The organism is Flavobacterium sp. Root186 (genome assembly GCF_001428525.1).
Taxonomy (GTDB): domain Bacteria; phylum Bacteroidota; class Bacteroidia; order Flavobacteriales; family Flavobacteriaceae; genus Flavobacterium.
In genome coordinates, this window is the sequence record NZ_LMHW01000014.1 from 481,419 (window position 1) to 495,206 (window position 13,788).

The 13,788-nt window shown below is 35.0% G+C and carries 15 protein-coding genes; 9 read left to right on the forward strand and 6 right to left on the reverse strand.

Translation table 11 applies throughout. The features are described 5' to 3' along the window. Window positions 1–35 precede the first annotated feature (35 nt). The 3 genes from ASD98_RS18950 to hemA all read right to left on the reverse strand — a co-directional run bounded on the left by ASD98_RS18950 (window position 36) and on the right by hemA (window position 2,992). On the reverse strand, window positions 36–701 hold the full coding sequence (locus ASD98_RS18950; RefSeq protein WP_056207364.1) for a uroporphyrinogen-III synthase: 666 nt from the start codon (window positions 699–701) through the stop codon (window positions 36–38). Further along, window positions 701–1,624 carry a hydroxymethylbilane synthase gene (gene hemC / locus ASD98_RS18955; protein WP_056207459.1) on the reverse strand — a complete coding sequence of 308 codons (924 nt, stop codon included), beginning with the start codon at window positions 1,622–1,624 and terminating at the stop codon, window positions 701–703. Before hemC ends, ASD98_RS18950 begins: the two co-directional genes overlap by 1 nt. A gap of 117 nt (window positions 1,625–1,741) precedes the next feature. Next, complete coding sequence (hemA, locus tag ASD98_RS18960) at window positions 1,742–2,992, reverse strand: glutamyl-tRNA reductase (protein WP_056207366.1); 1,251 nt, start codon at window positions 2,990–2,992, stop codon at window positions 1,742–1,744. Between the two features lie 226 nt (window positions 2,993–3,218). Between hemA and ASD98_RS18965 the strand changes: the two genes are divergently transcribed. The 7 genes from ASD98_RS18965 to ASD98_RS18995 all read left to right on the forward strand — a co-directional run bounded on the left by ASD98_RS18965 (window position 3,219) and on the right by ASD98_RS18995 (window position 9,177). Further along, window positions 3,219–4,091, forward strand: coding sequence for an AraC family transcriptional regulator (locus tag ASD98_RS18965; protein WP_056207368.1), 873 nt, complete (start codon window positions 3,219–3,221; stop codon window positions 4,089–4,091). A 3-nt stretch (window positions 4,092–4,094) separates the two neighbouring features. Continuing rightward, window positions 4,095–4,499: a hypothetical protein gene (locus ASD98_RS18970; protein ID WP_056207370.1), complete on the forward strand. Its 405-nt coding sequence runs from the start codon at window positions 4,095–4,097 to the stop codon at window positions 4,497–4,499. Between the two features lie 106 nt (window positions 4,500–4,605). Next, on the forward strand, window positions 4,606–5,619 hold the full coding sequence (gene hemH / locus ASD98_RS18975) for a ferrochelatase (protein ID WP_056207373.1): 1,014 nt from the start codon (window positions 4,606–4,608) through the stop codon (window positions 5,617–5,619). A 90-nt stretch (window positions 5,620–5,709) separates the two neighbouring features. Continuing rightward, entirely contained in the window at window positions 5,710–6,258 is a 549-nt protein-coding gene (locus tag ASD98_RS18980; protein WP_056207375.1) for a CopD family protein, read from the forward strand. Window positions 6,259–6,399: 141 nt separating this feature from the next. Beyond that, window positions 6,400–7,815 carry a HAMP domain-containing sensor histidine kinase gene (locus ASD98_RS18985; protein ID WP_053473138.1) on the forward strand — a complete coding sequence of 472 codons (1,416 nt, stop codon included), beginning with the start codon at window positions 6,400–6,402 and terminating at the stop codon, window positions 7,813–7,815. A gap of 10 nt (window positions 7,816–7,825) precedes the next feature. Then, window positions 7,826–8,608, forward strand: a complete 783-nt coding sequence (locus tag ASD98_RS18990; protein WP_056207377.1) for an enoyl-CoA hydratase/isomerase family protein — start codon at window positions 7,826–7,828, stop codon at window positions 8,606–8,608. Window positions 8,609–8,778: 170 nt separating this feature from the next. Beyond that, a complete protein-coding gene (locus ASD98_RS18995) occupies window positions 8,779–9,177 on the forward strand; it encodes a hypothetical protein (RefSeq protein ID WP_056207379.1) in 399 nt (132 codons plus the stop codon). A 145-nt stretch (window positions 9,178–9,322) separates the two neighbouring features. Here ASD98_RS18995 and ASD98_RS19000 read toward each other — a convergent pair whose 3' ends face one another. The 3 genes from ASD98_RS19000 to ASD98_RS19010 all read right to left on the reverse strand — a co-directional run bounded on the left by ASD98_RS19000 (window position 9,323) and on the right by ASD98_RS19010 (window position 12,416). Next, window positions 9,323–9,976 carry a metal-dependent transcriptional regulator gene (locus ASD98_RS19000; protein ID WP_056207381.1) on the reverse strand — a complete coding sequence of 218 codons (654 nt, stop codon included), beginning with the start codon at window positions 9,974–9,976 and terminating at the stop codon, window positions 9,323–9,325. Window positions 9,977–10,080: 104 nt separating this feature from the next. After that, window positions 10,081–11,949 carry an Nramp family divalent metal transporter gene (locus tag ASD98_RS19005; protein ID WP_056207383.1) on the reverse strand — a complete coding sequence of 623 codons (1,869 nt, stop codon included), beginning with the start codon at window positions 11,947–11,949 and terminating at the stop codon, window positions 10,081–10,083. A gap of 74 nt (window positions 11,950–12,023) precedes the next feature. Then, window positions 12,024–12,416, reverse strand: a complete 393-nt coding sequence (locus tag ASD98_RS19010; protein WP_053473133.1) for a Fur family transcriptional regulator — start codon at window positions 12,414–12,416, stop codon at window positions 12,024–12,026. A 95-nt stretch (window positions 12,417–12,511) separates the two neighbouring features. On the opposite strand from ASD98_RS19010, the gene ASD98_RS19015 reads away from it, so the two are divergent. Both ASD98_RS19015 and ASD98_RS19020 read left to right on the forward strand, forming a co-directional pair. Beyond that, window positions 12,512–12,865 (forward strand): MerC domain-containing protein, encoded by a 354-nt coding sequence (locus ASD98_RS19015; RefSeq protein ID WP_056207385.1) that lies wholly within the window; start codon window positions 12,512–12,514, stop codon window positions 12,863–12,865. Between the two features lie 11 nt (window positions 12,866–12,876). Beyond that, complete coding sequence (locus tag ASD98_RS19020) at window positions 12,877–13,782, forward strand: NAD(P)/FAD-dependent oxidoreductase (RefSeq protein ID WP_056207387.1); 906 nt, start codon at window positions 12,877–12,879, stop codon at window positions 13,780–13,782. Window positions 13,783–13,788: the final 6 nt, after the last annotated feature.

A 13,788-nucleotide genomic window follows, 5' to 3' on the forward strand; every position in this document is an offset into this window, starting at 1 on the left:
CTTAAAGCCTAAAGCTTAAAGCGTATAGCTTATTGCTATTTATATTCGTGAATTACATCCTCAATTACATCTTCAACCGTTGGCTGGTCTGCGATAATGATGTTTTTGGTGATTTTATGTAAAGCGTCTGCAGTGGTTTCTCCAATGCAAAAGCAGGTTTCTTTTTTGATGGTATTGTCTTTCAAATAACTTTCAACGCCAGACGGACTGAAAAACAAAATCGCATCAACAGCAGTTTTTATTTTTTGAGGTGTTAATGAGGTGTCGTAAACCTGAATTTCATTGAGTTTTATTCCCGCTTCTTTTAAAGCATTTGGCAAGGTATCTCTTCTAAGGTTTCCACTAAAAAAAGTATAACTTTCATTGCTATAAATCAAAGTGATAATTTCGGCTAAATCTGAAGCGTAACCGGTATAAGCCACGACATTAAATCCACTTTCAGATAAAAGAATCTTCGTTTTTAAGCCAACGCAAAAAACGTTTTTGCTTTTTAATTCTTCCGCTTTTGGATGTGACAAAACACTATGAACGGCATTTTGACTGGTAAAAATCAGATTTTCGTTGAGGTCTTTTAATTCGAAAGATTTATTTTGAGTTTGGATGAAATCGGTGTCAATAACTTCTAGATTAGCATCAGTTAATGCTTGTTTTTGTTCGCCCGATAGCTTTTTTGTGGATAATATCTGAATTGATTTTGCCATTATTTTTTAAGAGATTCTTTAATAGATTGCATCAATTCGGTTCCGCCGTTGTTCAAAATTTCCTGCGCAGAGTGAAAACCTAACTTTTTCCATTCTGAAATATCGACCGTTTTATTGATTTCCAATTTTTGTTTTCCATCAACAGAAAGCAAAACGCCTTGAAAATGCAAAGTATCTTCGTCTTCATTATAGGTTACCAAAGCTCCGATTGGGGCAGTACAACCGCCTTCCAGCGTTCTTAAAAACTGACGTTCGATATACGTACAAATCTCCGTTTCAATATGATTTAACTGCGAAAGTGCGTCTAAAGTATAATTGTCATTTTCCATCGCCACAACAAGCATTGCTCCTTGTGCCGGCGCGGGAATCATCCAATCTAAATTGATATAATTTTCTGGTTTAAGGTTGATGCGCTCCAAACCTGCAGCAGCAAAAACGGCTCCATCCCAGTTATTGTCTTTTAGTTTTTGCATACGTGTATTCACATTTCCGCGTAAATCGACTACAGTATGATTTGGGTATTTGTTAAACCATAATGCCTGACGACGCAAACTTCCGGTTGCAATGGTACTTGGTTTGTCAAAATCAGGATTCCCTTTATGAACTAAAATATCCAGAACATTCGCTCTTTCCAAAACTGCCGCCTGAACAATTCCTTTTGGTAATGCCGTTGGAACATCTTTCATTGAATGAACCGCAATATCACAATCGCCATTAATCATGGCAACATCCAGCGTTTTTGTAAAAATTCCGGTAATTCCGAGTTCGTAAAGCGGTTTGTCCAGAATAATATCACCTTGAGATTTAACCGCCACGATTGAGGTTTTATAACCTAAATCATTTAGTTTTTTCTCGACAGTATGTGCTTGCCAAAGTGCCAATTCGCTATCGCGAGTTCCAATTCTGATTGTTTTTTCAGCCATTTTGTTGAATTTCACCATATAAGTTATATAAGATAATCTAAGCAGCTTGAATTTAAAAACAACAATTAACGTTTGCTATTAAATGAACTTATATAACTTATATGGTTTAAAATTTATTTAAGATGCTTTTATTTTGAAGACTTTTTCGATCCATTCGATACTTTCATCAACCATGGTGTCGTCGTCTTTTAAGTGGTTTGCGAAATGTGTAGTGATTTTTTGAATGATTCTGTTGCTGATGATTTCAGCCTGAGCTTCATTAAAATCAGTGATTTTTTTGCTTTGGAAGTTCAATTCTGAATCTTTAATCGCGTTCAGTTTTTCTTTTAAAGCATTGATAGTTGGAGCAAATTTTCTGCCTTTCATCCAAACTACAAATTCCTCTTTAATTTCTTCGATAATTGCTTCAGCCGCCGGAATGTGTAATTTTCTGTTTTCCAATGTTTCATCTGTCAATTGAGACAAATAATCCATGTGAATTAAAGTTACACCTTCTAATTCCTCAACATTTTCATGAACGTTTTTCGGAATGGACAAATCCAAAATCAACAAAGGCTTTTTAAGATTTAAAATCGCTTTGTCAACCGTTGGGTTTTGTGCGCCGGTTGCTACAACCACAACATCGGCTTTTTGAAGTTCTAAGTGTAATTCAGAATAATCTTTAACAATCAGATTTAATTTTCCAGCCAATTTCTCGGCTTTGTCTTTCGTTCTGTTAATTAAAGTAATGTGTTCGTTTTTAGTATGTTTTACTAAATTTTCACAAGTATTTCTACCGATTTTTCCAGTACCAAAAAGTAAAATGTTTTTGTTACTGATATCTTCAACATTTTTAAGAATGTATTGTACCGATGCAAAAGAAACCGAAGTAGCACCAGAGCTGATTTCAGTTTCATTTTTAATTCTTTTGCTTGCCTGAATTACTGCATTCACCAATCTTTCCATAAAAGTATTGGCTAATCCCATTGATTTTGAATGAGCAAAACTGGTTTTAATTTGAGATATAATTTCAAAATCGCCCAGGATCTGACTATCTAAACCAGTTCCTACACGAAACAAATGATTAATTGCTTCTTGATTTTTGTAAACGAAACCTACTCTTTGAAATGCATCAACAGAACCATTGCTGTTGTCGCAGATAAGTTTGATTAATTGAAATGGATGTTCTGCAAAACCGTAAATTTCGGTTCTGTTGCAAGTTGAAGTAACTAGTAAACTTTCTATTCCATCGTTTTTAGCTTGTTCCAATAGGCGAGTTTTCGCAACTGCATCCAAACTAAATTGACCTCTGACCTCTGCATCAGCTTTTTTATAACTCAGACCTACTGAATAAAAATAAAGGTGTTTCGGTACATTATTGTTTTCCATAAATTCACTTTCATAAAGTGCAACAAAATTATTACTATACTGTTTATAAAAGTAACGCTAAAAGTGCTTTTTGTATCGCTACATGATTTTTTGATTCTAAACGTCTGGTTTTATACAAAAAGAAGTACTTTTGTAGCAAAATCAACTTGTTAGAAACGATTTGTTTAGAGTCATTCTAAATAACATTTTGCTTTCCTTTTGATTTTTGTTTCAAAAAAATATCGCTATGAGTTCTCAAGAAGTTATAAAAATTGAAGACGACTTTACGCTGATCCGTTTTCAAAACGATGGTCCTGAGCCTTTTTATGCACAGCACGAAATAGGTACAGGCCTGATACAGTTTCACTTCGGTATAAAAGGCAACGCTAAATTTTTGTTCAATCAGGGCAATTATGCTTTAGAATTGAAAGAAGAAAAATCGCTGCTTTTGTACAATCCGCAGAAAGAATTGCCATTGAATTTAGAACTCGCTCCAAATTCGTGGGTGATCTCGGTAATTGTTTCCATCAAGAAATTTCACGCGTTGTTTTCTGCCGAAGCCGATTATATTACTTTTTTAAGTCCTGATAATAAGGATAAAAAGTATTATAACGAAGGAAATATAAGTCCGTCGATGGCGATTGTCTTAAGTCAATTGTTTCATTACAACCTTCATCCATCCATAAAAAACCTTTATTATAAAGGAAAAGGATACGAATTATTGAGTTTGTATTTCAACAGAACCGAAGATCCAAACGCAGAACAATGTCCGTTTTTGATTGATGAAGATAACGTTCTAAAAATTCGTAGAGCCAAAGAAATTATCATCGCTAATATGGCCGAACCGCCAGGATTACAAGAGTTGGCAGATGAAATTGGTTTGAATTTGAAGAAATTAAAAATGGGTTTCAAACAAATTTACGGTGACACCGTTTACGGTTTCCTTTTTGATTACAAAATGGATTTCGCCCGAAAACTTTTGGACAGCGGTTCTTATAATGTAAATGAAGTTGGACTTAAAATTGGCTACAGCACCGGAAGTCACTTTATAGCAGCATTCAAGAAAAAATTTGCGACAACTCCAAAAAAATATTTAATGTCGATTAATGCGAATGTTTAATTAATGAAAAAAGCAATTTTACTTTTATTCTTTCTTCTGTTGGGATTTCAAAATATAAAAGCTCAGAAGATTTCGAAAATGGATTACGATAAGTTGTCGAAATTAGAAGGAATAGAATATCTAGGTGGAATAACTTTTTACATTGAAAAGAAGAGTGAAATCTTGATTGCGGTTCAAAATGACTCTATTAAATGGAAAGCAGATATTGTTAAAAATTGCGGAAAAAGAAAAGTTGATATTAATTCAGTTTTCATAAGAAATGGAAAATTAAAAGTTTCTTTTGGAAAAAACAGTATTGCCTTTGTAGATATAGAAAATGGAGAAATTGAATGTTTGACAGAAGAGACACAAAAAATAAAAGATCAGGAGCTAATCAATTTTACAAATCAGAGTATAAATAAAAAATAATATTTATCATATTTCTAAAAAGTAACAAACAATACTTTTGACGAAATTTTTAAAAACAAATAAAAAGCTTAAAGCCTAGAGCTTAAAGCCTAAAGCAAAAAACATAATGAAAGGCGTATTATTAGTAAATCTTGGATCTCCAGAAAGTCCAACAACAAAAGATGTAAAACCCTATTTAGACGAATTTTTAATGGATAAATACGTGATCGACGTTCCGTATTTATTGAGAGCATTATTGGTTCGTGGAATCATTTTAAGAAAAAGACCAGAGGAATCAGCGCACGCTTACGCAAAAATTTGGTGGGACGAAGGTTCTCCGTTAGTGGTTCTTTCTGAAAGAATGCAGAAAAAAGTACAGCCTTTGGTAAATGTGCCGGTTGCATTAGCAATGCGTTACGGAAGTATGACCATCGAAAAAGGTCTTCAGGAATTACACGATAAAGGAGTTACAGATGTAATGCTTTTTCCTTTATATCCGCAATATGCAATGGCTTCAACTTTGACTATTTTGGTTAAAGCCGAAGAAATTCGTAAAAAGAAATTTCCACAAATGACTTTTACTGATGTTCCTGCGTTTTACAACAAACCGGATTACATCAAGAATTTAGCCGATTCTATTCAGAAACATTTAGTTGGTTTTGATTATGATCATTTATTATTCTCGTACCACGGAATCCCGGAACGTCACATTCGCAAGACAGATGTAACCAAATCACATTGTAAAATCGATGGTTCATGTTGTAACACGCCTTCGCCGGCACACGATTTCTGTTACCGTCACCAATGTTATGAAACCACAAAACAAGTCGTGAAATTATTAGGACTTCCTGAAGATAAATACAGCCTGACTTTTCAATCGCGTTTAGCGGGAGACAAATGGTTAGAACCTTATACCGATGTTGAAATCGATAAAATGCCAGGAAAAGGAATCAGAAATCTTGCAGTTGTAACACCTGCTTTCGTTTCAGATTGTTTAGAAACTCTGGAAGAAATCGCCATGCGTGCCAAAGAAGATTTTGAGGCAAATGGTGGAAAAGAGTTTTTGGCAATTCCGTGTTTGAATGATGATGATGAATGGTGCCAAACTGTTGGAAATTGGATTAACGATTGGGCTAAATAGAAAGAAAATAGAGTAAAGAGTAAAGAACAAAGATCGTTGCGTGAAAATCAACTTTAAAAAACCTGAAACCTTAAACTTGAAACAAAAAGCATGGAATATTATAACTACTTAAAATCACTGCATCTTATATTTGTAATAACTTGGTTTGCAGGTTTGTTTTATATTGTGCGTTTGTTTGTGTACCAAATTGAAGCCAACGAAAAGCCATCTCCTGAAAAGGAAATTCTGCAGGCGCAGTACAAAATAATGACCTATCGTTTGTGGTATATTATTACATGGCCATCGGCAGTTTTGGCCAGTATTTTTGCTTTTTGGATGCTGTTCTTTACAGACGCAGGTCATATATGGATGAAAATGCCATGGATGCACGTAAAATTATGTTTCGTTTTTCTTTTATATTTATATCACGGAAAATGTCATCAGATTTTCAAACAACTTCAAAACGATGAGGTAAAATATACCAACAATTTTATGCGTTTATGGAATGAAGGCGCGACAATTATTTTATTCGCCGTTGTCTTTTTAGTAGTTTTAAAAAGTGCCATCAACTGGATTTTCGGCGTAATCGGAATCATTTTATTCTCTGTTTTAATAATGTTGGGGTTTCGTTTCTACAAACGAATCCGAGAAAAGAAATAAGGTTTTTTTAGTTTCAGGTTTCAAGTTTCAGGTTGCCAATCGCAACGGAACTTGAAACCTGAAACCTGAAACAAACAAAACAAAAATATGCTAAACTTCAAAATGACAATGCTTTCACTTCGTACCAGGATTTTCCTGTCGATGATTGTATTGATTGTTGTGGCATCTTTTTTATTGGCTTCGATTTCGATTATTCAGTTTAAAACCGAGGCCAAAGAGTATCATCAGGAACGTTTAGAACGAAAAGAAAATGCTGTAAAAGAACATATCAATTATGTTCTTTCTACAACAACTTATCCGCTTAAAACTCAAAACTTAGATTTAATTTTTAAAGATAAAATCCACGAGTTAGCGCAGATTCACAAAATTGAAATCAACATTTACAGCCTTGACGGAAAGCTTTTAAAGTCTTCCAAAGAATCTTTTGCCGTTGATAAAATTGCACCGCCAATTCCCGAATACATTTTAAAGCTGGTTCGTTCTTCCATCGAAAAGCGTTTTGTAGACATTAAAACCATCGACGGAGTTAAGAACAGATCATCATACAGTTTAATAAAAGACGAAAAATTCAAACCACTCGGAATTCTAAATCTTCCCTATTTAGAAGACGACGGGTATTACGACAATGAGTTGAATACTTTCTTAATTCGCTTGAGCCAAGTATATTCTTTTATGCTGATTGTGGCTTTTGCCTTGGCGTATTTCCTTTCGACATATATCACAAAATCCCTAAAAACAATTTCTGACAGATTGGAAGAAACCAATTTAGATCAGAAAAACGAGAAAATTGTTTTAGAGGCCAACAGCAAAGAAGTCAATTTCCTTATAAAAGCTTATAACGGAATGGTGGACAAACTCGAAACAAGTGCCATAAAATTAGCACAAAGTGAACGTGAAGAAGCCTGGCGCGAAATGGCAAAACAGGTTGCGCATGAAATTAAAAATCCGCTTACGCCGATGCGATTAACGGTACAGAGTTTCCAGCGAAAATTCGATCCGAATGATCCTGATGTGAAGCAGAAAATGAATGATTACTCTGAAACTTTAATTCAGCAGATTGATACGATGACGGCGGTGGCTTCGGCATTTTCAAATTTTGCTTCTATGCCGGCACAGCAAAATGAGACCCTGAATGTGGTTGAGGTTGTAGAATTGGCTTTGGATATTTTCAACGAAGAATATATTTCTTTTGAAAGTGATGAAGAAGAAATCATTTCGAAAATGGACCGTACACAATTGATTCGTGTTATTACCAATTTAGTTAAAAATGCAACACAGGCAATTCCTGAAAGTCAGTTTCAAAAATCAATAGTCGTTACCGTAAAAAGACGAAATAACAATGTTGAAATTGCTGTAAAAGACAACGGAATCGGAATTCAAAAACAAGATATCGGTCGAATCTTCGAACCAAAATTCACCACCAAAACCAGTGGAATGGGGCTTGGACTCGGAATTATAAAAAACATTATAGAAAATTACAAAGGAACAATTACCTTTGAATCAACTTACGGAAAAGGAACCACTTTTAGAGTTTCTTTACCTATTACAAACTCTTAAATTCAGCGTCATGAACTACGAAAATATCTTAATTTCTATTGAGGAAAAAGTTGCTACAATCACAATTAACAGACCTACGAAACTGAATGCTTTAAACAAAGCGACAATTAGCGATTTAAGCAGTGCAATTAAATTATTAGGGAAAAGTGACGATGTCCGTGTTATTATTTTAACCGGAAGCGGCGAAAAAGCTTTTGTAGCCGGGGCAGATATTTCGGAATTTGCTAATTATACTGTTGTTGAAGGCGCACAATTAGCAGCCGAAGGTCAGGAACTATTATTCGATTATATCGAAAATCTTAAAAAGCCAGTTATTGCAGCCGTTAATGGTTTTGCTTTAGGCGGAGGATTAGAGTTAGCAATGGCATGTCATTTTAGAGTAGCCTCAGACAATGCAAAAATGGGATTACCGGAAGTGACTTTAGGATTGATTCCGGGTTACGGAGGAACACAGCGTTTACCGCAATTAGTTGGGAAAGGCCGTGCAATGGAAATGATTATGACTGCAGCGATGATTTCTGCTGAAGAAGCGAAACGATACGGTTTAGTAAATCATGTAGTGCCGCAAGAAGAACTTTTGTCGTTTACAAACGTAATTGCTCAAAAAATCATTAAAAATGCTCCGTTTGCTATTGCTAAAGCGATAAAAGCAATCAATGCTAATTTTGAAGACGGTAAAAACGGATTCGACACCGAAATAAAATCATTTGGAAAATGTTTCGGAACGGAAGATTTTAAAGAAGGAACTACAGCGTTTTTAGAAAAACGTAAAGCTGAATTTACAGGGAAATAATTTTCTTAACCGCAAAGTTCGCTAAGATTTACGCAAGGTTCGCAAAGTTTTAAATTTCCTTGTGTCCTTTGCGAAAAACTTTGCGAACTTTGCGGTTAAATAACAATACAGAGATTCGCAAGGTAAAAACTTAGAACCTTAGTATCTCAAAACCTTAGAACTTTAAAAAAATGTACGAACCAATATTTGCCCTTTTTTGTGAACGAGTTAAAGAAAGCATCCAAAACGGAACTTTCGCAAAATTGACTTTGGCCAAAACAATGGGCGATACCGAGCTTAAGAATATTTATTTCCGTTTGGTTTTAAATGAAGATAATACATATTCTATTTCATTGACTTCACGCTACAAAACAGAAGAAATCGAAAGTATTCATACTTTAGACGAAGCGTTATTGGTTTTAGGTTCTTATATCAAAAAACCGTTTTTGACTGCACTTTTATTTACAACAGATAATGATGTTACTTTCAAAGTAAATAAAAAGAATGCCGGGAGTATTATCGAACAGCCGCCGACATTTAAAAATGCTTCTCCGGTGATGTTGGAAATGATTGAAAAGGGGATTGTTTAAATACTATTTTAAGTTAACCCTATCTATCTGATTTGTCAGGCTGAGCGAAGTCGAAGCCCCATTTGCTGAATCACTTAGAGGAGCTTCGACTTCGCTCAGCCTGACAAAAGAATATAATTTTAGTATATCTCTGCGAAATAAAGCTCTAAACCAGCTTCACAAACAAATTAGAAGCAATTTTATTCGAAATGGATAATTCTCTGCCATCAACTTTAATTTTTACCGATAAATCAAAAGATTCCTTAGAAAGAAATTCAATTTTAGAATTCAAAGCAATTCCTTGTTTATCCAAGTATTTCAGAAACTCAGAAGAAGTATCTTTTACACCAACACAAACTCCGGTTTGATTTTCTGATAATTCAGAAAGCAATTGTTTTTCAATCTTAATAATTCGGCCGTTAGCATCCGGAATCGGGTCACCATGCGGATCTTCAGTCGGATTTCCAAGAAAATCATCCAGGCGGTTAATCAATTGTTCTGATTTGATATGTTCTAACTGCTCTGCAATATCGTGAACTTCATCCCAGCTGAAATTTAATTTCTCCACTAGAAAAACTTCCCATAAACGATGTTTCCTAACAATCATTTTGGCAGCCAGTTTTCCATTTTCGGTTAAAGAAACACCTTGGTATTTTTTATAATTAACCAAATCTTTATCAGCCAGTTTTTTAAGCATATCCGTTACCGAAGAAGCCTTGGTCTCCATTATTTCTGCAATGGCGTTCGTGCTCACTTCAGTTTCTAAAGCCGCCGTTAAGTGATATATAGATTTTAGATAATTTTCTTCTGAGAAAGTCATTTTTTTGAGGTTCTAAGGTTCTAAGATGCTGAGGTTCTAAGTTATCTTTTGAGGCTTTTATTAAAAAAACCTTAGAATCTTAGAACCTCAGCATCTCAGAACCTTTATTTAACAATCAACAAAGGTATTGAAATTTTATGTCTCAATTTATCTACCGTTGTGCCAAAAAGAATATCTTTTAATCCAGTGTGGCCGTGGGTTCCCATAACGAGAATATCAAAATTCCCTTCGTTTATAATCTTCGGAATTACTTTGTTTGGTTTTCCAAAACCAAGCTCCGTTTTGATCTTGAAGCCTTTCTGCGAAAGCATATCCTGATATTCTAATAATAATTTTTCGTCGATTGTAGTTTCATGATCGTGAACTTGAACGCCGTACATTAAAGCGCCGACGGTTTCGACAATATGAATTAAAGTATATTGTGTATCTATGCCGCCTAATTCAAAAGCCCGGTTCAGCGCTGCTTCATCAGCATGTGAAAAGTCTACTGAAATTGCAATATTTTTTAAGCTTTGATGTTCTTTTGGAGAAAACTGTAATTTTAAATTATGCGGCGAATGATTCACAAACTTCGATTTGGCCTTTGCTATAAAAGGTTTAAATACGATAAAAAGGAGCAAAGCTGAAAAAGCAAAAGCAAGCGGCACAACTGTGAGCCATAAAACTATTGGATGATTTGAACTTGCAAGCCACGATGTAATTTCATCATAAACCAACTTTGCATTTAGTGAAACGATAATTAAAGCAATGATCCAGGAAATAACCTGAGTAGTTCTGGAAATATGAAAACCATTCATTTTTGATTTGTCACTCACAAAATGAATCAGCGGGATAATTGCAAAACCTAATTGTAAACTCAAAATAACCTGACTTAGAATTAAAAGTTTTCCGGTTACACTTTCCCCATAAATCCAAATAACGATTAAAGCAGGAACAATAGCGATTAAACGCGTTATGATTCGGCGAACCCAAGGCTGAATACGCAAGTGTAAGTAACCTTCCATAACAATTTGCCCTGCAAGTGTTCCTGTTACGGTAGAGCTTTGTCCCGCAGCGATCAGGGCAACAGCAAATAAAATGGGTGCCCATTTGGTTCCTAGCAAAGGTTCCAGAAATTTATGCGCGTCCTGAATCTCGGCTACTTCAAACATTCCGTTTTTGTGAAAAGTTGCAGCGGCCAAAATTAAAATGGCAGCATTTACGAAGAAAGCCAAATTTAAAGCAATGGTCGAATCTATAAAATTGTATTTTAAAGCTTGTTTGATTCCTGCTGGACTTCTATCGAATTTTCTGGTTTGCACCAAAGAAGAGTGTAAGTAAAGGTTGTGAGGCATTACAGTTGCCCCAATAATTCCTATCGCAATATATAAAGCAGCCGAATTTGGAATAGAAGGAATAAGTCCCGCAAGGATTTTTGGAACTTCAGGTTCTGCAAAGATCATTTCGAAAATGAAAGAAAATCCAATAATAGCCACTAAAACAATAATAAAAGCTTCCATTTTACGGATTCCTTTATTAATTAAGAATAGTAAAAGGAAAGTATCTAAAACGGTAATCAAAACGCCTTCAAAAAGTGGAATTCCGAATAAAAGATTAATTCCAATTGCCATTCCAAGAACTTCTGCTAAATCACAGGCCGCAATCGCAATTTCGGCGAGAAAGTATAAAATGTAGTTGATGTATTTTGAATAGGTTTCTCTCGAAGCCTGTGCTAAATCGCGCTGCGTTACAATTCCAAGTCTTGCACTTAAGCTCTGCAAAAGCAAAGCCATCAAATTACTCATTAATAAAACCCAGACTAAAGTGTAGCCAAACTGGCTTCCGCCGGCAATATCTGTGGCCCAGTTTCCGGGATCCATATAACCAACGCTAACTAAATATGCTGGGCCTAAAAAGGCTAATATTTTCCTGAAACCTGTTTTTTTATGTTCTGTAGCAACCGATTGGTTAACTTCTTCTAATGATTTGGTCATTTCTAATATATTGATTTACCAAATATATAGAAAAATTATATTCGCTCAACAATATTTTTAGACTTGTCTAAAACTTAAATGTTAGAATTCAAACATTTTGGACATAATCCCGAAAGAGTAAAGTTTATTTCGTTTACTTTATAATTATGAGGCATAATATAACTTGGCTTTACAGTTTCGAGACAAGTAATTTCATGACAGTTCTCACAGCTAAAATGAGCATGATTATGAATGTGAACACGTTGATGTGAATGATTGCATTTTGCATATTTAACTGTACCATCAAGATTCGAAATTTTATGAATGATATCGTCGTTAACCAAACGATCTAAAATTCTATAAATAGTAACGCGATCGCAGACATCGTTCAATTGTTTTTGAATTTCGGTGTGAGACAACGCTGTTTTCGATTTCTCAAAAACCTCTAAAACGGCTGTCTTTGCTGTAGTGTTACGTGTAGCTTTCATTTTATTTTTAAATTAAAAAATTTAACGCAACAATGTTGCAATTGATTTTAATGTGTATATTTGCAACAAAATTGCATTAAGTAAATGTACAAGAAATGAAGAAAACAACCTCATCCTTTTACGATATTTTAGGAATTTCAAGCGCAACGATCTGCCTGGTTCATTGTTTGATTTTTCCACTTTTAACGATCCTTCCTTTGGGCATAAGTCACAATCCAATTATCGATTTACTATTTGCTTCGATAGGCTTATTTGCAATTCTCAAAATTACGAAAAAATCAAGTCTCTTGGTTTCGTCAATTCTGATTGTTTCATTGAGTTTAATCTGGATCAGTATTTTGACTGAAATCTTCTTAGATATTCATTTGGATTTGATTTATTTTGGCGGAATCGGGATGATTACCGGGCATTTGATTAATTACAAATTACACAGAAAACAAAATCATTAAAAGTATTAGTTATGGAACAAAAGAATTTTGATGTGATTATCATTGGCGGTAGCTACAGTGGATTATCTGCCGCCATGAGTTTAGGACGTTCTCTGCGTCAGGTTTTGGTTATCGATAGTGGTTTGCCTTGCAACAGACAAACCCCGCATTCTCATAATTTTATTACACAGGACGGTGAAAAGCCTGCTGTTATTTCGGCGAAAGCCAAATTACAAGTCGATCTTTATACTACTGTCCATTTTTATAACGGACTTGCCGTAAAAGCGATCAAGAAAGAAAAAGGGTTTGAAGTTTCAACAGAATCTGGCGACGTTTTCAGCTCAAGAAAAATTCTGTTTGCAACGGGGGTTAAAGACCTGCTTCCGGAGATAAAAGGTTTTGCAGACTGCTGGGGAATTTCGGTTTTGCATTGCCCGTATTGTCACGGTTATGAAGTTAAAAATGAAAAAACAGCCATCATTGCTAACGGCGAAATAGGGTTTGATTTTGCCAAACTAATTTCGAACTGGACAAAAGATTTGAGATTATGCACAAATGGAAAATCAACTTTGACTTTGGAACAAACAGAAACGCTTAAGAAACACGGTGTTCAAATTTTCGAAGAGGAAATAGATTCCTTTGAGCACAAAGAGGGATACATTAAAAACATTATCTTCAAAAATCAGGAAAAAGTTGCCGTAAAAGCCATTTATGCAAGACCGCCATTTGAGCAGCATTGTGCGTTGCCGGTGGATTTGGGCTGTGATATAAACGAACAAGGTTTGCTAAAGGTTGATTTTATGCAGAAAACAAATATCACCGGAATTTATGCGAGTGGAGATTGTACCACTCAAATGCGATCTGTGGCAATTGCGGTTTCTACAGGATCTTTCGCCGGGGCCGTAATCAATAAAGAACTTATTGATGAGGATTTTTGAAGTCTA